Origin of the sequence: Pseudomonas viridiflava (assembly GCF_003702045.1) — a bacterium.
Taxonomy (GTDB): domain Bacteria; phylum Pseudomonadota; class Gammaproteobacteria; order Pseudomonadales; family Pseudomonadaceae; genus Aquipseudomonas; species Aquipseudomonas viridiflava_C.
The window spans coordinates 666,383-688,443 of sequence record NZ_RBTP01000012.1 but is presented as its reverse complement, the minus strand read 5'-3'; the positions used below and the strand labels follow the sequence as shown (position 1 = coordinate 688,443).

15 protein-coding genes, 1 tRNA gene and 1 pseudogene are annotated in these 22,061 nt (G+C 59.4%); 7 read left to right on the top strand and 10 right to left on the bottom strand.

Annotated features, from left to right (window positions below; genetic code table 11):
- Positions 1–39: 39 nt before the first annotated feature.
- Positions 40–1,755: a ShlB/FhaC/HecB family hemolysin secretion/activation protein gene (locus ALP40_RS05195; protein ID WP_183136002.1), complete on the bottom strand. Its 1,716-nt coding sequence runs from the start codon at positions 1,753–1,755 to the stop codon at positions 40–42.
- Between the two features lie 176 nt (positions 1,756–1,931).
- Between ALP40_RS05195 and ALP40_RS26055 the strand changes: the two are divergent.
- Positions 1,932–2,063: pseudogene (locus ALP40_RS26055) on the top strand (hypothetical protein); the annotation flags it as partial.
- Between the two features lie 331 nt (positions 2,064–2,394).
- Complete coding sequence (mapR, locus tag ALP40_RS05190) at positions 2,395–3,804, top strand: GntR family transcriptional regulator MpaR (protein ID WP_181112718.1); 1,410 nt, start codon at positions 2,395–2,397, stop codon at positions 3,802–3,804.
- Positions 3,805–4,014: 210 nt separating this feature from the next.
- On the opposite strand, the gene ALP40_RS05185 is transcribed toward mapR, so the two are convergent.
- Genes ALP40_RS05185 through ALP40_RS05170 form a run of 4 tightly spaced genes read right to left on the bottom strand, consistent with a single transcriptional unit; the run spans position 4,015 to position 10,556 of the window.
- A complete protein-coding gene (locus ALP40_RS05185; RefSeq protein ID WP_122207194.1) occupies positions 4,015–7,074 on the bottom strand; it encodes an efflux RND transporter permease subunit in 3,060 nt (1,019 codons plus the stop codon).
- On the bottom strand, positions 7,071–8,204 hold the full coding sequence (locus ALP40_RS05180; protein WP_122207193.1) for an efflux RND transporter periplasmic adaptor subunit: 1,134 nt from the start codon (positions 8,202–8,204) through the stop codon (positions 7,071–7,073). The genes ALP40_RS05185 and ALP40_RS05180 overlap by 4 nt, the downstream gene beginning before the upstream one ends.
- A 16-nt stretch (positions 8,205–8,220) precedes the next feature.
- Positions 8,221–9,054 carry a MipA/OmpV family protein gene (locus tag ALP40_RS05175; protein ID WP_122207192.1) on the bottom strand — a complete coding sequence of 278 codons (834 nt, stop codon included), beginning with the start codon at positions 9,052–9,054 and terminating at the stop codon, positions 8,221–8,223.
- The gene (locus tag ALP40_RS05170; protein ID WP_122207191.1) at positions 9,051–10,556 is read right to left on the bottom strand and encodes an efflux transporter outer membrane subunit; all 1,506 of its coding nucleotides are present in this window, start codon (positions 10,554–10,556) and stop codon (positions 9,051–9,053) included. Before ALP40_RS05170 ends, ALP40_RS05175 begins: the two co-directional genes overlap by 4 nt.
- Positions 10,557–10,654: 98 nt before the next feature.
- Here ALP40_RS05170 and ALP40_RS05165 point away from each other — a divergent pair, with 98 nt between their 5' ends.
- Positions 10,655–11,344, top strand: a complete 690-nt coding sequence (locus tag ALP40_RS05165) for a response regulator (RefSeq protein ID WP_122207190.1) — start codon at positions 10,655–10,657, stop codon at positions 11,342–11,344.
- A gap of 5 nt (positions 11,345–11,349) precedes the next feature.
- Entirely contained in the window at positions 11,350–12,525 is a 1,176-nt protein-coding gene (locus ALP40_RS05160) for a cell wall metabolism sensor histidine kinase WalK (RefSeq protein WP_122207189.1), read from the top strand.
- An 11-nt stretch (positions 12,526–12,536) separates the two neighbouring features.
- On the opposite strand, the gene ALP40_RS05155 is transcribed toward ALP40_RS05160, so the two are convergent.
- Entirely contained in the window at positions 12,537–13,778 is a 1,242-nt protein-coding gene (locus tag ALP40_RS05155; protein ID WP_122207188.1) for a M20/M25/M40 family metallo-hydrolase, read from the bottom strand.
- Positions 13,779–14,038: 260 nt separating this feature from the next.
- Here ALP40_RS05155 and ALP40_RS05150 point away from each other — a divergent pair, with 260 nt between their 5' ends.
- Positions 14,039–15,718 carry an AMP-binding protein gene (locus ALP40_RS05150; RefSeq protein ID WP_122207187.1) on the top strand — a complete coding sequence of 560 codons (1,680 nt, stop codon included), beginning with the start codon at positions 14,039–14,041 and terminating at the stop codon, positions 15,716–15,718.
- On the opposite strand, the gene ALP40_RS05145 is transcribed toward ALP40_RS05150, so the two are convergent.
- The gene (locus ALP40_RS05145; RefSeq protein ID WP_122207440.1) at positions 15,697–16,038 is read right to left on the bottom strand and encodes a hypothetical protein; all 342 of its coding nucleotides are present in this window, start codon (positions 16,036–16,038) and stop codon (positions 15,697–15,699) included. The genes ALP40_RS05150 and ALP40_RS05145 overlap by 22 nt on opposite strands.
- 630 nt (positions 16,039–16,668) lie before the next feature.
- Between ALP40_RS05145 and ALP40_RS05140 the strand changes: the two genes are divergently transcribed.
- Both ALP40_RS05140 and ALP40_RS05135 read left to right on the top strand, forming a co-directional pair.
- A complete protein-coding gene (locus tag ALP40_RS05140; RefSeq protein ID WP_122207186.1) occupies positions 16,669–16,917 on the top strand; it encodes a hypothetical protein in 249 nt (82 codons plus the stop codon).
- Complete coding sequence (locus tag ALP40_RS05135) at positions 16,914–19,658, top strand: glycoside hydrolase family 3 protein (protein WP_183135993.1); 2,745 nt, start codon at positions 16,914–16,916, stop codon at positions 19,656–19,658. Before ALP40_RS05140 ends, ALP40_RS05135 begins: the two co-directional genes overlap by 4 nt.
- 15 nt (positions 19,659–19,673) lie before the next feature.
- Here ALP40_RS05135 and ALP40_RS05130 read toward each other — a convergent pair whose 3' ends face one another.
- The 3 genes from ALP40_RS05130 to ALP40_RS05120 form a co-directional block, all read right to left on the bottom strand.
- A complete protein-coding gene (locus ALP40_RS05130) occupies positions 19,674–20,324 on the bottom strand; it encodes a TetR/AcrR family transcriptional regulator (protein ID WP_122207185.1) in 651 nt (216 codons plus the stop codon).
- A gap of 24 nt (positions 20,325–20,348) precedes the next feature.
- Positions 20,349–21,710, bottom strand: coding sequence for an MATE family efflux transporter (locus ALP40_RS05125; RefSeq protein ID WP_122207184.1), 1,362 nt, complete (start codon positions 21,708–21,710; stop codon positions 20,349–20,351).
- A gap of 194 nt (positions 21,711–21,904) precedes the next feature.
- Positions 21,905–21,980 (bottom strand) — tRNA-Asn (locus tag ALP40_RS05120).
- Between the last annotated feature and the right edge of the window lie 81 nt (positions 21,981–22,061).

Sequence of the window (22,061 nt, the reverse complement as noted above, 5' to 3'; positions counted from 1 at the left end):
TTAAGTGACCTCGAAACGGGAAAGATGAAAAAGGCTGGGTTACAGGAAGAAATCCACACGGAAGTAGATAGGCGATTCACGCTCGATCACGTCGGGACGTTCCAGAGAGCGGGCAAAGGTCACTGATGCGGCGACATGCTGACCACGGGTAAACAGTTCGAACGAATTGCTGGACAGGCGACCATGCTGATCGCCGTTGTAACGGTCGCCACGAATCACGCCCTGATCGTAACCAGCCGCAGCGCCATACTCGGCGAAGACCGGCCGCATCCAGTCGAGAGTGACCGGACGGCTCAGACGCACTTCGTTGCGCCAGTAGCCGCCACTGTCACCCGACAGAAACTGATCCTTGTAACCGCGCACCGACGACGAGCCGCCAAGGCTCTGGCGCTGCGGGCTGAACAGCACGTCTTCACTGCGCTGCCCGGTGGCCAGGCTGGTGAACGTCAGCTTCTCGCCCCATAACTGAAACGGTTGCAGGTAGCTGAGGGTGCCGGTGTATTTGCGATAGCGTGCATCGGCCTGGCCTGGCCCCGGATCATGATTGCCCTGGGCATCCAGCGCACCAATGCCCTGCTGCATGCCCAGGTCGATGTTGAGGAACACAGAGCCTATCCGGCGGCCGTGGTTGATGCCGAACTGTGCCTCAGTGATGCGGTTGCTGCTGAGTGCCAGCTTGCTGTCTTCTACATAGTTGTTGGTCCGCAGGTACGCCAGACCGGCATTGAGCGACGTCTTGCTCAATGCATCACGATGCACGACCCGTTCAGCCCTGAACTGATGGTTCTGGCTGTAGCCGTCCTGCTTGAAATCGATATTGGACGCCTGGGCCACCGAACGATATTCACTGGTGCTGTACAGGTAGCTGAAAGTCCACCAGCCCCAGGGCATGCTGTACGACAGCGAGGCATTGCGAGAGGCTTTCTGGCGATCGCTGATGGCATCGTGTCCGCCGCGCAGGCTGAACTGATCAGCCAAGCCCAGAGGGTTATCCCACTCAAGCCCCGCATTCCATTGCTGCTCACCGGTGCTGCGCTGACCTTCGTTAGTACGCGACAGAGTGGCTCGCCACGGCTTTTGCGGCGAGTTCTTGACTACCACATCACTGCCACCCACCGCCTTGCCGGGCGTCAGTTCCATCTGCGCCTGATTGGACGGCAGGCGGTTGAGCTGATCGACCATCTGCTCGATCTCGCGCAGGTTGACCATCGTGCCTTCCTCACCGGGGAAGGTCATCGCCAGCTCACGCGCCGACAGGCCGCTGTCGGCATCGCCACGCAGCTTCTCGAGCTTGCCTTCAATCACCAGCACCTGCAGGTCGCCCTTGGACAGATCCTGCTGCGGCAGATAAGCGCGCGTGGTCACCAGACCTTTTTCGATGTAGCGATCGGTGATGACCTTGAGCAGCTCGTTGAGCTGGGGAACGCCCAGGCATTGACCGATATAAGGCTTGATCAGGTTGTCGCGCTCAGCGGCTGAAAGCGAATTCGCGCCTTTAAGCTCGATGCGATCGATCGTGAAACAGCGTGTGTCGGCAGGCGAGACCGGAGCAGCAGGTGCGGCCTGCTTGCCCGGCAGATCCTTAAGGTCTTCAAGTCGACGGCGCTGCTCTTCAAGAAGACGATCCTGACGATCACGGATGAGGTCCTGCTCGCCGGGTGTGGTGGCGGCGAAGGTGAACAGTGGTGCGACGGCAAGCAGCGCCAGCACGGCCGATCTTAAAGCGAAAAGATGCACGGCGCGCTCCTGCGACATCATATTGATATTAAATTCGGCCGCGATATTAATTCGCCACTAATCTGGCGTCAAATATTCGTACAATTTCGTACAAATGATTATTACCGAGACCTTAAAAAACCTTGGTGTACCGAAACGAATAGGATTTATTTACGCAAAAACCGTAACCGTCCATCGCCCTCTCAGTGCCAATGCTCTATTTCGGGAGTACTGCGCAGCAGCCGGTCAAGAGTCTGGATCGCAGCGGGCGGGTCATGCATTGCGGATCGTTTCCCAAGACGCTTGCACCCGGCTACCGGATCGGTTGGGCAGCAGGCCGGCATGCTGTAGACACAGACCACAGAAACGGTGAGTAAAAAAAGCGAGGTCTTCATCTGCCTTCCATGAGAAAAAACGTCCTGACCGCTTTGGATCGGGCCTCTCAAGGGTTCGGCGAAAAACGTAAAAGCTTTAGTGTCTAAACGAAATATCGGCTGCGCCGCCCCTATTTCTATTTTTCCAGATAACGAGACAGGCCCGGCCTTGCCAAATCTGGCGAAGGCACGCTTACCCGCGCAACGATAGCCGCCAGAGCCGGCTTGCTTTCAGGCACGCGGAACGCTGTCACCTGCGTCCGCTTTCACGCATCATGCAGCGGCCGCCGTCTTGATGCCCCCTATGAAACGCTACGAAAAATTCGCCGCCGATATCGCTGAAATGATCCGCAACGGAATTCTACCGCCGGGCGAAAAGGTCCCGTCCGTGCGGGTCGCGAGTCGTACGTATTCGGTCAGCCCTACGACCGTTTTCAAAGCCTATTACCTGCTTGAAGACAAAGGCCTGATTCAGGCACGCGCCCGTTCGGGGTATTACGTGCGCGAGTATGGCCCTCAGACCATGACCGAGCCCGATCTGGTCAGGCATGTCAGCGAAGGCACCGAAGTGAGCGTCAGCGATCTGATTTTTTCGGTGCTGGCTTCACTCAAGGATCCCGAGACGGTTCCGTTCGGTTCGGCGTTTCCCAGCCCGCACCTCTACCCCTTGCCCCGCCTGGCGAAATCCATGAGCGTGGCCGTGCGTACGCTAACCCCGGCAACCATTATCAGTGACATGACCACAGGCAACGCTGAACTGCGCCGACAAATCGCGTTGCGCTACATGATCAGCGGTGTGCGCCTGCCAACACAGGAACTGGTGATCACCAACGGGGCGATGGAAGCGCTGAATCTGTGCCTGCAATGCGTCACCGAACCGGGCGATCTGGTCGCGATTGAGGCCCCCGCTTTCTATGCGTGCCTGCAAGTACTGGAGCGCCTGAAACTGAAGGCTGTCGAAATTCCTGTGCACCCCCGTGATGGCGTGGACCTCGATTCGCTGCAAGACAGCCTCAACCGTCTGCCGATCAAGGCCTGCTGGTTCATGAGTAGTTTTCAGAACCCGCTGGGGGCCAGCCTGACTCAGGAAAAGAAGGCGCGGTTGTACCAATTGCTGGAAACCCATGACGTCCCGCTCATCGAAGACGACGTGTATGCAGAGCTTTATTTCGGGAGCACCGCGCCGCAGCCGGTCAAGAGCCTGGATCGTAGCGGACGGGTCATGCATTGCGGCTCGTTTGCCAAGACGCTTGCACCCGGCTACCGGATCGGTTGGGTAGCAGGCGGGCGTTATGCCGAGCAGATCAATCGCCTGAAACTCATGACCACCCTTTCACCCTCCGTCCCCGCTCAGGCCGCCATTGCCGACTACCTCAATCATGGCGGCTATGACCGGCACCTGCGCAAGCTGCGCGATACGCTGGAAATTCAACAGGGCGCCATGCTCGCCGCAGCCGCTCGCTATTTTCCGGCAGGCACTCGCGTGACCAAACCGGTCGGCGGCTATTTTCTGTGGTTCGAGTTTCCTGAACGGGTGGATTCACTTCAGCTGTTTCAAGAAGCGCTGTCGCAAGGCATCAGCCTCGCTCCAGGCCCGATCTTTTCGCCCTCACAGCGATTTCGCAACTGCGCACGCTTGAACCACGGCAGCCCTTGGGACGAACGCTGTGAGCAGGCAATGGCGACACTGGGCCGGATTCTGGCCTCGTTCTAACACCCTACTCAGCAAACTGATCTCTATTTTTTAACGCTTTCTGAATCTGTACCAGATTTGACCCGCGTCCGATAATTGCCCTGCGATCCACACCGATCAACGAAGAGGTTCTCATGGGCAAGATGGCATTGGGTTTACTGGCTTTTCTGGCATTCACGATTGCAATCGGCCTGCTCGGGACGATACCGCCGTCCTGAGCAGGACGCTGTTTCAAGCTTCCGAGGTTTTTCTGACCGGTTTCAATTTGTCGAACAACAGCCAGTAGAGCGTGGGAATCAGGCCCAGGGTCACCAGGGTGCCCAAGGCCAGTCCGCCCATGATGGTGATTGCCATGCCCTCCCATAAAGGGCCGGCAAACAGCATCAACGGAACCAGGCCGATAATGCAGGTCAGCTTGGTCATCACGATGGGCCTCAATCGTTTCACGGCGGCATTCACGACGGCTTCACGCACTGACACGCCCTGTTGTCGTTCGACATCGATCCGCTCCAGCAACAGCACGGCATTGTTGACGATGATGCCTGCCAACGACAGCAGGCCAAACGTGGCCATGAAGCCAAACGGGTAACCGGTCAGCAACAAGGCTGACGCCGCACCGATCAGCACGAAAGGCACGCTGGCGATCACGATCAACAGCTTGCGAAACGAATTGAACTGCCAGATGAACAGCAGCAGCATCCCCACCAGCGCATGCGGCATGTACTGCAACAACGCCTGATTGGCCTCGGCGGAGTCCTGTATTTCACCACCCAGTTCGATGCGATAACCCGCCGGCAGGTGCAGGGCCGCGACCTGTGGCGCCAGACGCTCGACAATCGTTGTCGCCGTCATCGACGGATTGTGTCCGATCACCGTGATAGCGCGCTCCATGTCTCTGCGCAGCAGCGTAGAGGCTTGCGACTGGGGCTCCAGAGACGCAACGGCCGACAGCGGCAAAGGGCCTGAACCCGATGCAGAGTAGACATAGCTGCTGTCCAGATCAGTGCAAGCCAGACTGCCGTTCGCCCTTTCGCGGGCGACCAGCGCCACGGTCGTTTCGCCGTCCTGCATCGAGGACACGGAAAGCTCGCCGTTGCGCAGTTGCAAGGCCTGAGCAATGTCTTCGCTGCCGACGCCAGCGAGGCGCGCCTTGTACGGATCGACCACCACGTCGTAGCGCAGCAACCGGGTACGCCAGTCGTCCTGCACGTCCACAGTACCGGGCAGCGCCGACAGCGCCTCTTCAAGTTGACCGGCAGCCTGGCGCAGAACCTGCTCGTCAGGACCGATGATCCGGTAGATCGCAACACCGGCCTCGGTAGTCCCCATTGAAAAACGCTTGGGCTGCGCCTGGGCTTCCGGGTGTTGCTGCAACAGAAAGCGCCGCGCTCTGGCGATCACGGCATCCACATCGGCCCCTTCTCGCACGCTGACGGTGAAGTAGGCGATATCCGGGGCTGGCAGCGGTGGATTGAGCCCCAGCACGATGCGCGGACCGCCATCGGCGACATAACCGATGCTGTCGACCACGTCCCGGTCATCGCTCAGCCACTGGCTGATATCCCGCACGGTTTGCAGGGTATCGGTCGCGCTGCTGCCCGGTTGCATGGTCAGCGGAATCTGAAACTGCAACCGGTCCGACTTGGGCAGAAAATCATAGGGAACCTGAGTCAGCACCACGACCGCACCTGCCAGCAAACCGAGCATGCTGCCCAGAAAAACGAACGGGTGGTTGAGCAATCGCTCGATGATCGTTCGGTAACCGCGGTACACGGCCGACGTGTAGTCGTCTGCCCCTGATGCGTTTTCGTGAACTGTCGGCGTTTTGGCGAAGTAAAAGCACAGCAGCGGCGTCACGGTGATGCTCAGCAGCCAGGAACTGATCAGGGTGGTGGCCAGCACGATAGCCAGCGAACGCAAGTATTCGTTGGTGCTGGTTTGCCCGAGAAAGAACGGCGAAAACGCTAGCACGATCACCAGTGACGACGTCAGCAACGGAACGGCCAGCGTGCGCCCTGCGTCTTCACAGGCCTGTCGGCGATCTTCACCGGCGTGCAACCGGCGCTCGATATCCTCGGCAATCACAATGCCGTTATCCACCAACAGTCCGAGGGCAAGGATGATCGCCGCAATCGACACCGTTTGCAGTTCGAGGCCCAGCGAGCGCATCACGATCAGCGTGGCCAGAATCGTCAGCGGTACGATGGCCCCCACCACCAGCCCGGTGCGCCAGCCCAGGAACAACATCACCACGCACATGACGATCACCACGGTTTCGGCCATGACGTGGTACATCTTGCTCATCTCGTGCTGCACCACATCGGATTGAAACGTCACGATGTGCAAGGCAAAGCCGGCGGGCAGTTGCTGCTCAAGTTCGCCCAGACGTGCGCGAAGCGCCTTGCCGAAGGCCTGAACGTTAAGCCCGGACTGCATCGAAACGGCCAGCACCACGGCTGGCTGTCCTTGATAGATGGCCGCCGTCTCGGGCGGATCGACCGGCGCGACCGACACCTTCGCCAAGGCCTGCAGCGGCACACGCTCGCCACTTGCCAACTGCACGGGAAACTGGCGCAGCTGCTCCAGCGAACGAATTTCACCGGTTACTGAAAGCGTAGAGCTTTGCTGACCTGTCACCGGAGTGCCACCCAGCGCAATTGCATTCTGACTGTGCAGCTGTTGCAGCACCTGCTGGGGCGCCAACCCGGAAGCACCGAGCGTCTGGTGATCGAAGTCAATATAGACACGCTCATCCTGCAGGCCATACAGCTCGACCTGATCGACCCCGCTCAACCCATACAACCGGTCACGCAGCCGTTTGATCGGGCCACGCATCTCACCCATGCTGAAGCCGGGTGCCGTCACGGCAATCGATGCCACGGCAACACGGCCGAAGTCATCGTTCACCAGCGGTCCTTGAGTACCGGGCGGAAAGCTACCAGCCAACTCTCCTACCTTGGCCCTGAGCCGTTGCCATAATGCGGCCAGGTCCTTGACGCTGTCATACGCCGTGACCTGGACGATCACCCGGCCCGGTTTGATCGTGGTGACCACATCCTTGACCTCGGCCAGCTCCCGGATCTTTTCTTCCAGCGGCTTGGCCAGCAGTTCTTCAGCGCGTTCGACAGGCAAGCCGGGCAATGCAACGCTGACCAGTGCGTCCCGCACTGTGACGGAGGGTTCTTCCTGCGAAGGGAAACCCAGGAAGGTCCAGGCACCGACAAGGAGAATCAGGCCAGCGGCGAACAGGGTCAGGCGACTGGCCCCCATTGCGTTACGGGTAATGTTCATGGGGTGTTCTCAGTCAAACGGGTCGTGGGGTGAAACAGACTGACGGGCTGTCCGTCCTGCAGAAAGGCGGCCCCGGCAACCACTACCTGATCGCCCGCCGCAAGCCCCTCGGTCACCGCTGCCCGCCCATCCTTTATTGCGCCGAGCGTAATGGTCCGTAAGGCGACGGTTCCGGACCTCTGATAAACGAAGACCTGCGCACTGCTCCTGGCCATGCCCATCCACAACGCCTGAATCGGTATCGTCAGAGGCTGCGCACGCTGTTCCGGCGCCATTTGCACCAACAGCGTGATACCACTGGCCACCGCTTCAGAAGGATCGTTCAGGCGAAACAGGCAGGTGCGCACCAACCCGTCCTCTGCGCGAGGGGAGATGCCTTCCAGCACCATGCCCAACCCGACCGAAGGTCCGGACGTGCTCCAGCCATGCGCCAGGTCGCCCACCTTCAGTTGACTGGCCTGCTCGACAGGAACGGCGGCCAGCACCTGCTGCTGGCCACGCGATTCGACCTGCAGCACAACCTGCCCGGACGCCAGCAGGTTGTGGGGTTCGGCCCGACGTGCCACGACACGCCCGGCAAACGGCGCAATGATCTGGCTGCGCTCGACTTCTCGACGCGCCAGCGCCAGCTCCGACTGCGCCCGCGCCTGCTCGGCCACCGCTTGTGCATTGGCTGCCTGCGCGCCCTCCACAACACTCTGGGCGACACTGCCGGCGGCCAACAGCATTTTCTGACGTTGGTAATTCAGCGCGCGCTCTGCAGCCTGAGCCGTTGCAGTGTTGACGCTGGCCTGGGCCTGCTGAAGATGCAATGCAGCGGGCTGGCGATCGAGTGCAGCGAGCACCTGCCCTTTTTCGAAGGCATCGCCCACATCGACCCGCAACTCGGCCAGTGTGCCAGCCGACTCAAACGCCAGCCCTGCACTCTCACGCTGACGAACGACGCCGGAAAAACGCACGTCGCCCCCCCTGTCGGCCTGCACGGTTTCGACTTTGACGGCTCGCACGGCCGGCGCCACGGCGGCAGGTTTGTCGCCGCAGCCGCTGACCAGCAAAGCCAAAAGGACGGGGCCGCAACCTTGCGCAAGACGCCTCATCAAACCGGGCGATGGAATGGGTTGAAATCGCATGGCTAGCCTCTCGCCGTCAAAAAGCGTAGTTCAGGGCGAGCAGACCGCTCGCTTCGGCGTCGGTCTCGACCAGCGGGCTGCCACGGGTCTGGTCGGTGTAATGCGTGACCCCCACACTGGTCACCGTCGACCAGTGGGCGTCAAAGCTGTGTTGCCAACTGAGCGCTGCCGAGTAGGCATAAATGCCGCTGTCTGCCGTGAATCGGGAGAACCCGGTGCGCTGACTCTGAATCGGGCTGACGCCGAAATAGGTCTGGTTGTAGCGACCATCCCCGGCGTGTGCGTCGATATCCAGGGCCACCGTGTCCGACTGGCTGTGGTAGGCAATGCCTTCGAAGCCCAAGCGGTAGCGATTGCCTCGCTTCTCGCCCGCCAGTCGCAGTTCGGCTTCACCACTGACTGTCAGCCAAGGCAACAATTGCTGCGACAGTGTGAGGTCAGCGACCGTGGCCCCCTCAACAGTGCCCATGCCCTTGAGTTCGTTGGAGCCGGGACGGCTGCCGCTGTTTTTCTCGGTGCGGCCGAAGTCATAGTTGAGCGCGGCACTGGCACCGAAACCCGACGGCGACTGGTATTGCAGCCCCAAGCCTCGCAGGCTGTCGGCGAACAGAATGCCGCTCTGCACGGTAAACATCGGCACCACCTGACTGCGATATTCATCCGCGCCCATGTAACGCGGGACGACACCCAAGCCCAGTCCCAGGCTGACGTCGACCTTGTCGCCGAGCAGTGATTGATTGGTCGCAAGGTCATCGGCTTGCGCCTGACACGCCAGAACAACGGCAGCAGAGGCGATCAAGACCTTGCAAAACGCAGGGCGTGACGGGATACGACGGTTCATGACATTCATGGGGCAACTCCAGTTTGAGTCAGGGGGGAAGAAGTGACAGGCTCTGCGCCGTGCAGTACGCGGTAGATGTCCAGACGGTTCTGCTGCAGTTCATTGAGCGATTTGCGAAAGGTGGCATCGGCTTCGGCGACACGGATCGCGGACGTCAGCGGCGCGCGTCGATCCGCACCACCAGCCGCGAGTTCGAACGTCATGCGCCGGACCTTCTCCTGCACCAGAGCAACACGCTCGACGTCATCACGCACATGATCCAGCGCCTGCTGACGACGGGTCAGCACATCGGCCATCTCACGAAAGGCGGCTTGAATGGTTTTTTCGTATTCGGCCACGGCAATCTCTTTACGCACCTGGGCCAGGTCCAGGTTGGCGCGATTGCGGCCGCCGTCGAACAACGGCAAGTTCAACTGAGAGCTGAACAGCCAGGCACCGCTGCCGTGGCTGAACAGGCTGCTCAGGCTGTCGCTTTGCACACCGATCCCGGTGCTGAGCGTGATGGAAGGAAAAAACGCTGCACGAGCGGCACCGATATTGGCGTTGCTGGCCTTCAGCGCTTCTTCGCGTTGACGCACATCAAAACGCTCCAGCAAACGTTGGGACGGCAGATTCGCCAGCCCTGCAGGCAGTTGCGTTGCGGCCAACTGCAATGGCGCGGCGTCCAGGGTCATGGCCGGTAAAGGTGCGCTATAGCCCGTCAGCAACAGCAACGCCTGCGACGCACGGGAATGATCGCTGATTGCATCCTGCAATTGCTGGCGCGCTGTCAGGACCTCTTGGCGTTGCACGGCAACGTCGTCGAGTGAAATGGCGCCTGCACGCTGCTGCCCTTCGGCCAAACCCTGCAGCATCGAACGTGTGTCACTGATCGTCTGTGCATCGGCCTGCATGGCCGCGGCCATACGCTCGGCCAGCCAGCCCTGTGCCACTTCGGCGATCAGGGCACTGCGTGCGGCTTGCTGGCCATAAGCGGTCGCCAGATAGTCATGGCGCGCAGCATCGGAAAGGCTGCGCAGGCGACCGAAGAAATCCAGTTCATAGTTGGAAATCCCCAGTGAGGCAATCGAAATGTCCTGCCCGTAACGCTCGTTGGCCGCCTTGTTGTCGAAGTGCTGACGGTCACGTTCCAGGCCTGCGGCAATCGTCGGTAGGCGATCCGAATCGGTCACACCCCGCATCGCTCTGGCTTCCTCGACACGCAACCCGGCAACGCGAAAATCACGATTGAACGCCAGCGCTGAAAGCAGCAGCGTGTGCAAATGGCCCTTCGGGTCCAACTCGGCAGTCAGCTGTTCTTCGTCAGGCGTGAGCGCCACCTGCGAAGGTTTCGCCTCGCCGAAAACAACGCTTGCGGACACCGTTGCAGGCACCGGCAACGCAGGCCGCTGGTAGTCCGGAGCCAGCGAACAACCCGAGACGGCCAGCACCATCAGCCACCCCAGACACCCGCGCAGGGTGCAGTACCGGTAAAAGCGGATAGGCTTGGACAGCAGCGTGAGAGTGGGCATAGGATCTGTTCGCGACAGTGGGGTCTGAACACAATCCTGAATGTCGACTATCAATAAACGGTTCGTGAATTATCAAGATTTGATCAAGAGGCGGCTCTGTGTCAGGAAAACGTATTCTGGTTGTCGAAGACGATGCCGACAGCGCGAGCATTCTGGAGGCCTACCTGCTTCGCGACGGCTTCATCGTCGGCCTCGCGGAGAACGGCCAGCGTGGCATTGACATGCATCGTCAATGGAAACCGGACCTCATACTGCTGGACGTGATGCTGCCGCTGGTGAGCGGTACGGACGTGTTGTCAGCGGTGCGGCGGTGCAGCGATACGCCGGTGATCATGGTCACTGCAATGGGTGACGAACCGGAAAAACTCGGCGCGCTGCGTTACGGTGCAGACGATTACGTGGTCAAGCCTTACAACCCCAAGGAAGTGGTGGCACGGGTCCACGCCGTTCTGCGTCGCTCACAACCGATAGGCAACAACGAACGCCACCTGCGCTATCAAAACCTGCTTGTGGACCTCGAAGCGGTAACCGCTCGTATCGAGAAACCGGAGCATGAAGACACCCTGCTGGATCTCACGCCGACCGAATTCAAGATTCTCTCGACGCTGCTCAACACCCCATCCAAGGCGTTTACCCGTGACGAACTGCTGGAGATCTGTTTGCCTGAAAGCGAAGCGCTGGCCCGAGTGGTCGATGCCCATGTGCACAACCTACGCCGCAAGCTGGAAGTGCACGGTATCGAAAACGTGTTGGTCACGGTCCGCTCTGTCGGCTATCGGTTCAGGTAACCCCCATGCAACGTCGATTCGGCTCTAAACCAAAACCCCTGTGGCACTGGGTCGGGATGCGCATGAGCATGCTGGCCATCGGCGCTGTTATCGTGATCGCGTTCAGCATGTGGCTGCATGTCGCGGTTACCGACTGGAACATACTGCACGCCATCCCTGAAAGCGTGCGCACCGAGCTGGAACAGTTGCAGGCAGAACCTAACCTGAATACCGCCAGGCTTCGCGAACTGTTCGTGCAGTATTACCCGACCTATTACATGTTGCCCGGCATTGCCAGTCAGGAATGGTGGCTGCTCGCAGGCCTGGTCGGGGTCGCGATTCCGGTGATCATCTTCTTCGGGTTTATGTTCTCGCGGCCCCTCTCGAGCCAGTTTTCCGAGATTGCAAAAGGTGCGCGCCAGGTCGCACAAGGCGATTTCAAGACCCGCCTTCCGGCCAGCGATCATGGCCCCGATGAACTCCAGTCGCTGGTCAGCGACTTCAACATCATGACCACTCAGCTGGAGCGTTACGAACTGGACGTCAGCGAGTCCAGCGCCATGATCGCCCACGAACTGCGCACGCCGCTGAACGCGGCGATGGGCCGTGTGCAGGGCATGATTGACGAGGTGTTTCCGCGAGACCTTGCCCAGTTGGAAATGGTCAGTCGACAGCTCAACCAACTGAACAATCTGGTCAATGACCTGCACTTGCTGTCATTGGCCAGCGCAGGGCAACTGGTCCTGAGCAAGACTGCTTTTCCACTGGAAAGACTGATCACCGAGCGCCTGGACTGGTTCGCGGCCCAACTGCAAGACGCAGGGATGCAGGTTCTGCTCGACATGCCGGCCGACCTGCACCTGACAGCCGATCGGGACCGGCTGGGCCAGGTCGTCAACATTCTGGTCGACAATGTGCTGCGCTACGCGTCACAGGGCCGTGAACTGCGCATCATCGCTGAAGCCACCCGCACGCATGTGCAACTGACGTTTGCCGACAAAGGCCCGGGGTTCGGAAGCGACAACCTTGAACAGGTGTTCGACCGTTTCTGGCGTGCCGAACGTTCAAGGGCCCGTTACTCAGGCGGCAGCGGGCTCGGCTTGTCCATCGCCCGAGCGATCTGCGTTGAGCACAACGCAACCATCAGTGCGCAGAACAGGCCGGACGGCGGCTCAATGATCCGCCTGCTGATTCCGGTCTGAACCTCATCCGACTACTGGGCGCCAGCGACCTTCATGATCATCCGCGACAGCAGATAGATACGCGGCGCAACGCTGGCCACTTCGGCGTATTCCTCGGGCGTATGGATATTGCCACCGACAATCCCGAAGCCATCCAGCGTCGGTGTACCTACGCTGGCTGACAGACTGGAATCCGCCGCCCCGCCGCTGCCTTCAATGGTCAACGTGCGTCCCAGTTCAGCGTAAATGCCCTGCGCGATGGCCACCAGTGCGTCGGACTCGGGCGTTTGCGGCATCGGTGGCAAGCCACGCACCAGGCTGGTCTTGACCTCGGTCTCGGGAATCAGCTTATTGGCGGACACCTTGGCCATGTCCCGCTCGATCCGGTCGAATTCTTCCGGCAGCACCGCACGCACATCGGCCTTGGCACTGGCCTGATCGGGTATCACGTTGGTACGGTCGCCCGCTTTGAGCACGGTGAAGTTGATGGTGGTTTTCTTCTCTTCGTCACCCAGCTTGCCCAGTTGCAGAATCTGGTGGGCCACCTCGCTGGCTGCGTTGCGACCCAGCTCTGGCGCAACGCCTGCGTGGGACGCCTTGCCTTTGACTTCAACCAATGCCGAAGCAACACCCTTGCGCCACACCACCAAACCATCGGCCGGACGACCGGGCTCCAGATTGAGGGTCACGTCATGCGCTTTGGCGGTCTTCTTGATCAACTCGGTGCCGACAGTCGAACCGGTCTCTTCACTGGCGTCGAGCAGCACGGTGATGTACGCGTAGTCCTTGAAATTGAGGTTCTGCAGCACCTTGAGCGCATAGATGGCGGCGACGATGCCGCCCTTGTCGTCCATCACCCCGGGGCCATAGGCACGGCCGTCCTTGATGCGGAACGGACGCTCGGCGGCCGTGCCTTCCTTGAACACCGTGTCCATGTGCGCCATCAGCAGGATCTTCCTGGTGCCCGTGCCCTTGAGCGTCGCCACAACGTGGTGGCTGGCCTCCGGTGTATTGGGCACAAGCTCGACGGTGGCACCCAGTTTCTTCAATTCCTCGATGGCAATGTCACTGACCCGAGCAAGGCCCTGGGTGTCGCCCGAGCCGGAATCGATGTTCACCAGACGTTCGAGCAACTTCAGGGCCTCGTCCTGATACTGCTCGGCATCGGCCTGGATCTTCGGGTGGGGTTCGGCGCTAGCCATCGGCGTCAGGGTGGCCAGTGCAAACATGAGGCCGATACGAAGGGCCAATGGCGAGTGAGGAAATGAGCGCATGCGAGGTCCGTCCTTGAATGGGTTGAAGAGGGTTTAGAACCTACCTCAAGCCAGCGCATCGGAACAGGCATTCATGGCAGTGGAGCGGGCAATCCGTAAACCGACCTGCGGATAATCGGCTGGCCAATACGGTTGTCACTAAGCAAGTGCGGCATCGCCGCCACCAGAAACTGGACAGTACCGCAGCGTGACGTTAACGTAAGCGGCAACCCTCACTCGCAGTCATCACATCTCGACAATAAAAACACTGAGGATGCGACATGCTGAGCTATTGCGCCGGATTGCAGCACCCGCCCCTGCTTGAACACACCATTGGTACTGCCCTGTCCGAGGCCGCTACGCGCTGGCCGGAGCAGGATGCGTTGGTCGTGCCCTTTCAACACCTGCGCTACAGCTGGCGTGATCTGGCGCAGGAGGTCGATACCCTGGCACGTGCGCTGATGGCACTGGGCATTGAAAAGGGTCAGCGAATCGGCATCTGGGCACCCAATTGCGCCGAGTGGTGTATCACGCAATTGGCCAGCGCGAAGATGGGCGCGGTGCTGGTCAACATCAATCCGGCCTATCGCACGTCGGAGCTCACCTACGCGCTGCAACGTTCAGGTTGTGCGTGGCTGGTGACCGCAGACCGTTACAAGGACTCGGACTATCACGCCATGCTCGGGCAGGTCATCCCCGAGTTGCTGACCTCATCCGCCGGGGACTGGACAAACGAAGCGCTGCCAAGCCTGCGTGGTGTCATCAGCCTGGCCGACCGTCCACCTTCCGGCATGCTGGCGTGGCGCACGCTGCGATCGATTGCCGAGCCTACGAGCCAAGACGCCCTTGAACAACGCGCCGCCAGCCTGCATGTGGATGACCCGATCAATATTCAGTACACCTCCGGCACCACGGGCTTTCCAAAAGGTGCCACCCTCAGCCATCGCAATATCCTCAACAACGGCTATTTGGTCGGGCATAACCTTGGCCTGACGTCGGCAGACCGTCTCGTCATTCCCGTGCCGCTCTACCACTGTTTCGGCATGGTCATGGGCAACCTCGCCTGCCTGACGCATGGCGCGACGATGATTTATCCCGCGCCCTCGTTCGAGCCTCTGGCGACACTTGAAGCCGTTACCCGTGAGCGAGCGACGTACCTCTACGGCGTGCCGACCATGTTCATCAAGGAACTCGACCTTCCCGAGCGCACATCGCTGGACCTGTCGAGCCTCAAGGGCGGGATCATGGCGGGCAGCATCTGCCCCATCGAAGTCATGCGTCAGGTCATCGACCAGATGCACATGAGCGGCGTCCAGATCGCGTACGGCATGACTGAAACCAGCCCGGTTTCCTTGCAAACGTCCAATGACGACCCCTTGGAATTACGCGTGACCAGCGTCGGTCGCACCCAGCCACATCTGGAACACAAGGTCATCGATGCCGACGGCAATACCGTAGAGCGCGATCAGGTGGGCGAGCTTTGCACGCGAGGTTACAGCGTGATGCTGGGTTACTGGCAAGACCCGGACGCCACCGCGAGAGACATCGATGCCGAGGGCTGGATGCATACCGGGGATCTGGTGCGCATGGACGTCGACGGCTACGTGACCATCGTGGGCCGGAGCAAAGACATGATTATCCGTGGCGGCGAGAACATCTATCCGCGCGAGATCGAAGAGCTGTTGCTGCACCATGCCGACATCGCCGAAGCCTACGTCGTGGGGATTCCCTGCGAGCGCTATGGCGAGGAACTGGTGGCTTGGGTGAGGCTGCACACCGGTCGCGGTTGTGATGAGGCAACGCTGCGAGATTTCTTTCGCGCACGCGTCGCGCATTTCAAGGTGCCCAGGCATTTTTTGTTCGTCGACGACTTTCCCATGACCGTGACCGGCAAGGTGCAGAAATTCCGGATGCGGGAAATCAGCCTGCTACGGCTGAGTCAGACCAGTGAGCCGGATTGAACAGGCTCGCTGTCGGAGCCAGGAACCGAGAGCGAGGCCGCTCCGACCTCTGTCAGGCCGCTGATGATGTGCTGGGTGTAAGGAAAAGACTGATCAACGTCCAGTGTCCTTTCCGAGATCAGCAGCCCTTCCCTCACAAGGACATCCACGGCGTTCACACACTCGATGATGGGAAAAACGTGCGCAGAGCGTTTCAACACTTCCATGTAAATCTGGCCGAAGGTGAGCCGTCGCGAACGATCAGAGCTGAAGCGCCTGACGACGCTCAATATCGCCACATCGATCCGATCGGACGCGAGGCTGACATTCTCTGAGATCATGTTGGGCACATCTATTTTCAAGTAAAGGAAAATGTTCGCCAGCAAGCGATAAAAGCCTTTTAATTATCAGGCCCTCAATTAACTACCTGCCATACACTTTTAAACCTAATGAACAGTCCCATCAGGCAACTGCCAGACACACAGATTAACGCCGTCTGTATTTTTCGAGATGGCAACGATCCCACCTGCTATTTGATCATTAACCCGGTTTCTAGGCGCGTTTAAAAACCTGAGCGCCATGTTCATTCATTCGTGGGTTTCGCTAGGGCACACATGGTACCAGAGCATTAAACCTAACCACAGTTAGGTTTAACAAAAAGGTTATTAATAGCCAATAATTAGCATTTATTACCTAATATCTACGTATAAATACATATTTATTGGCATAAATAACCATTAATTGAGCCGTTATTCCTTTTCTGCTCTGCCGAAAAACCCTCGGATCGAAAAAAATTGCACACATGGCATTTTGATAGCATTTTATAAAATCCAAACAAGGAATATTTTATAAACCGCTGAACTTCTATTGCTCTTTCTGGACTGACTGTCGGGCAAGTAGAACTACCGCTGCCATAGCCTGTTGAATATTTCAGATAACTTTCCATCGAGATGCCATTGATGACCCGATTCATGCTGCCTGTTTTTGGCGCTGTACTTCTGTGCGCGCAAAGTATGTCCGCGCTGGCGGCGGACTCCACGTCTGCTGCCAATAACGGCACTTCCGATGCGCAGATAAAACTGCAGGTCGAGTCCAGGCGCGACCAGATTTCCGGGGCTGACAAAATCACCACACCCGCACAAAAAGGCGCCTCGTCCTTGCTTGATGAGCCCGTGATCACTGATGACGCGCCGCGTACCGCACAGGAACAACGCCCATGACCCCTTCCGATTTCCAGCCGCCGCTCTGCGCCAAGAGGACATTTGCCTTGTCAGCGTTCAAACAGACACTGGGCCTCAGCCTGCTGACCTTCGGCATCATGCAGGCCAACCTTGCGCTGGCCGCTGTCACGCCCGCCACCGGCAACGAAGTCGAGGCGCGTGTCAGCTCAATCCTCGACAACATGAACACGTCGGAAAAGATCAATTTCACCCGCGTGAACGACGGGCACATGATCCCTTCCCTGCTCAAATGGGGCATCAAGGGTACGGTCGCCTATGACTCCTCGATGGGCGTACACGTCAACAACGCCACGTTCGGCGCGCAATACCCATCGCAGTCTGCACTGGCTGCCACTTGGAGCATCAACCGCGCCAAGGAATTCGGCCTGGCGATCGCCTACGAAACCCGTATTTCCGGCGGTCAGCAGATGCTCTCGCCCGGCGTGAATCTTTATCGCACGCCCTACAACGGCCGGTCTGCCGAGTACGTGAGCGGTGAAGATCCGTTCCTCGGCGCCGTGCTGGCACCTGCCATCGTCAACGGTATTCAGGTGCAAGGCATTCAGGCCAGCGGCAAGCATTACCTGGCCAACGAACAGGAAGCCAACCGTCAGGCCGTCAACGTCATCGCTGACGAACGTACCCTGCGCGAGCTGTACCTGCCGGGCTTCGAATCGATGGTCAAGAATGCCAACGTCGCGTCGATCATGTGTGGCTTCAACAAGGTCAACGGCGATTACGCGTGTGAAAACCATCACCTGATCACCGAAGTGCTCAAGGGTGAATGGGGTTACCAAGGCACCGTGATCAGCGACTTCAACGCCATTCATGATGCCTTCAAGGGCGCGTGGGCCGGCACCGATATCGACATGCCATCCGGCCTGCAATTCACCGAAGCCAACCTGCTGCCTTACCTGTGGAGCGGGCAACTCACCCAGAACGTCATCGATGACAAGGTCAAACGCAACCTGCGTGCGATTGTCAGCTACGACTTCCAGGAAAACCTCAACACCGCCAAGACCCTGGACCACCCCGAATACGGCATGCGTGCAGCGCTGAATACGGCGCGTGAATCCATCGTATTGCTGCGCAACGAAAACACCGCTGCGGGCAAACCGCTGCTGCCGCTGGCGCGCACGGCCAAGATCGCCGTCATCGGCAACTGGGCTCACGACGTGCCTGCGTCGCCGTTCGGCACCGCCAACTCGCCGCCCAACAGCTACGTGACCGAGCTGAGCGGCTTGCAACAACTGGCGTCCAGCAGCACGAACGTGACTTACCTGTCGGAATTGAGCCTGAATCCGGCCAGTTCGGCCTGGTATCAGCCTGCAACGGGCAACAACGGCATCAATAATTCGGGCGTCAAGGCCGAATACTTTTCCAACACCAGCTTCTCCGGTGAGCCGGCCGTGACCCGAGTCGAGCCCGGCGTGAACCTGAACTGGACCACCGGCACCAACGTCACCGACGCTGGCAGCACGGCGGTTTCCGGCTTCAGCCCCTCACCCGGCTCGTTCTCGGCGCGCTTCACATCGGTCATCAAGCCAACGGTGTCCGGCCCTCAAGTGTTCAAAGTGCGTGCGGATGGTCCTTACACGCTCTGGGTCAACGATGAACTGATTGTGGCAAGCGACGGCGTTCCGTACTCGTCCGACGTGGTCAATGCCTTGACCACGTCCGGCAAGACCGCCGCGCTGACAGCGGGCAAGTCGTACACCGTCAAGCTGGAATACAAGCGCGTGCAGGGTAACTTCATTCCGGCTCTGGGCGGTGTCACCGGCGTGCAGATGAGCTGGGCCTCGCTGCGTCCGCCCAAGGACCTGTCGAAGTACGACGCTGTGGTCGTCGCCACGGGCACCACGTCCGAGAACGAAGGCGAAGGCTCTGACCACGGTTTCGATCTGCCTGATCAACAGGCGGAACTGGTCAGCTACGTGACCAAGGCCAACCCCAACACCATCGTGGTGATGCATGGCGGCGGCGTCGCCAACATGCAGCCTTGGGCCAACAAGGTCGGCGCCACCCTGCAGGCCTGGTTCCCGGGTCAGCAAGGCGGTCAGGCATTGGCCGAGATTCTGTTCGGCAAGGTCAATCCGTCGGGCAAGCTGCCCGTCACCATCGACAAGAAGATCGAGGATAACCCGAGCTACGCGTCGTACCCGGATCCGGCCGCTTACCGTGGCGACAAGGCACTGACCGAAATGACCTACAGCGAAGGCCTGTACATGGGTTATCGCGGTTACGACAAGAAGCACACCAGGCCGCTCTATCCGTTCGGGTTCGGCCTGTCCTACACCACCTTCGGTTACAGCGACCTGAAGCTGTCGACCCATGTGCTGACGCCGGGCTCTACCATCGACGTGAAGTTCACCCTGACCAACACCGGTGACACGGCAGGCTTCGAAGTGGCTCAGTTGTACATGCAACCGGTGAAACCCGCCGTCGACCGTCCGGAGAAAGAACTCAAAGGCTTCACCAAGGTGTACCTGCAACCGGGTGAGAGCAAGACCGTCAGCATTCCGATCGATTCGCGCTCGCTGGCCTACTACGTCGACAAGACCGCAAGCTGGGATGTTGACGCAGGCAAGTACAAGATCCTGGTCGGTGCGGATTCGGAAAACCTGACGCTCAACCGAACCCTGACGACCCTGTTTCCGGAAAAACTGACCACCCGCGACAGCAACCCGCTGCCGTTACCGCTGCGCAAAGCCGTGCAGGTGTCAGCGTCGCAACGATACTGATGCAAACATCAAGGCTCAGGGACGAGCCTTGATATCCCTTCCCAATCGTTGCGCGTAAACATCGAATACCGCCATCACGTCCACTTCTTCAGGGCACCTGAGCCACTGAAGCTGCAAGCCATCCATTACCGAGAAAATCTCTTGAGCCAGTGCTTGCACGTCGACGTCCGCACGAATTTCCCCCGCATCCTTCAGCGCGTTCAAATGACCGCGCGCATGCTGGTGGGTCAGATGAAACCGCTCCTTGTGCCAGGACCAGGCAGGATGCTCAGGGGACAGGCTTTCCGTGTTCATCAGCAATGCTGCCTGACACTCGGCGGCATCCTCGATGCTGAAACTCATGCTCAGTTTGATGAACTTCACAAAGCCTTCCAGCGTAGGCTCAGTGATCAAGTCCTGAAACCTGGACACCACGCGCTGATCGCGACGTTCCAGCAGCGCGTTCAGCAAGGCTTCCTTGTTGGGGAAGTGATGCAGCAACCCGACCGTGGTAATACCCGCCAGCGTTGCCACATCCCGCATCGAAGCGCTCGAATAACCATTGCGGGCGAAGATGATCGTAGCGGCATCCAGCAACGCCTTTTTGCGCAGGTCGCCCTTGGGTGCGCGGCGGCGCTTGGGCTGCACAACCTCTTCGGATTCGTTCCCTGATTCTTCTACTGACATAAAACCTGATAACACCCCGAGTGTTCATTGTTTCCCGGCGCTAACAGCCTGGGCCCTGCTTGTGAAAAACCGCTTGGCGGTCAGCGATGCGGTGACGATAGAAACCAAGGCGATCATGGCGTTACCCGCGAACATTGATGGCAACACGCCAATGCCGCCAAACCAGTGCGCGCCTGCGTACACGAACGGTACCGTGCCCACGGTCGCACGCAACCATGCAAAGACCGCCACCAGCCATGATCTGTTCATGGTCATGAACACCGCGATGGCCACGAAATCCAGACCGATGATGACCCATAATCCACCACCCAGCCTGCAATAATTCAGAAAGACCGTGCGCGCCTCGCCTTCAAGCTGGTAGAGGTCGGCGATGGCTGCACTGCCCAACAGCAGCACCAGCCAGACCGCCAACCCGTAACCGACCACCAGCTTGCGGGTAAACACGATAGCAGAGCGGACCCTGTCGTCACGCTGCGCGCCGATATTCTGCCCCAGTATCGGCGCAAGCGCCCCGGGCAGAGCAAAAAACGCACAGTAGGAAAATTGCAGTACACGGTCCATCACGCTCATGGCAGCCAGCGCTGACGTGCCGAATGTCGCCAGTGTGGCGACCAGATACGCCAGTCCGATCGGCGTCGCCAGATTGGCGGCCATCGCCGGCAGCGCAAGCCTGAAGGTGCTGCTCGCATGAATGCGCAACAACTTGAGATTGCGCGAAAACGAAAGGCCCATACGGTGACGCACCCAATAGACACCCACGCAGGCCGAGACACAGCCGGACACCGCAAACGCCAGCCCTGCGCCTTCCAATCCCAGCCCCAGCCCGAAAATGAACACAGGATCGGCCACTGCCAGGGTCGCAGCACCCGACAGCACCACGCCCAGCGCGCGACGGTTATCGCCGACCGTCCTGAGCATCTGCGCCGACAGTTGCATCACCGCCTGCAACACCGTCGCGGGCAGCGCCAGCCAGATAAACCCGCGCGCCGCGTCATAGACAGCCGCCTCGGCGCCAAGCCAGTGAGTAATCGGCACACTCAGGGCTAGCTGAAGCGCCGCTGCAAAACCTGCAACCACTAGGATCATCAGCATCAGGCTGGCGCAGAGCCGCGCCACCGACTTCGACATCCGGTGACCGATACGCGCGGACAACACCGCCGTGGCCGCGATGATGAAACCGCTGGCCAGCGACAGGTTGACGAACATCATCACCTTGGCGATGCCAACCGCCGCCAGCAACACCGGGTCGTGCAGCATGGAGACGTAGACCAGCGTGAGGATGTCCACCAGAAACACGGCAAACAGACTTAACGCGCTGGTGCTGGCCGTCACCCTGACGTGCCGCGCGATGGAACCTTCGGTAAATGTCGCGCTGGCTGCAGCCATTACGCTCCCCTGAACAGACTGGGGCTGCGCCTTTCGGGTGGAGGCTCAGCGAGGCGGGGATTCTAGTCGGGTTGGTGGAGCAAGGGTATCGTTTGCGTCTTTCAGCGACACAAAACATGCACGCACAAAAAAACCCGCCATCAAGGCGGGTTTTTTGTGTGATTCCAAAGACTTGCTCTTTTGGAAACGTTGTCTGGCTCCACGACCTGGACTCGAACCAGGGACCCAGTGATTAACAGTCACTTGCTCTACCAACTGAGCTATCGCGGAATGAGCGCTATGTTACTGATTCGCAAAACGAAGTCAAGCCAGGCCCTGAAAATTTTCACTGCAAGTCCGACGAAAGACCGC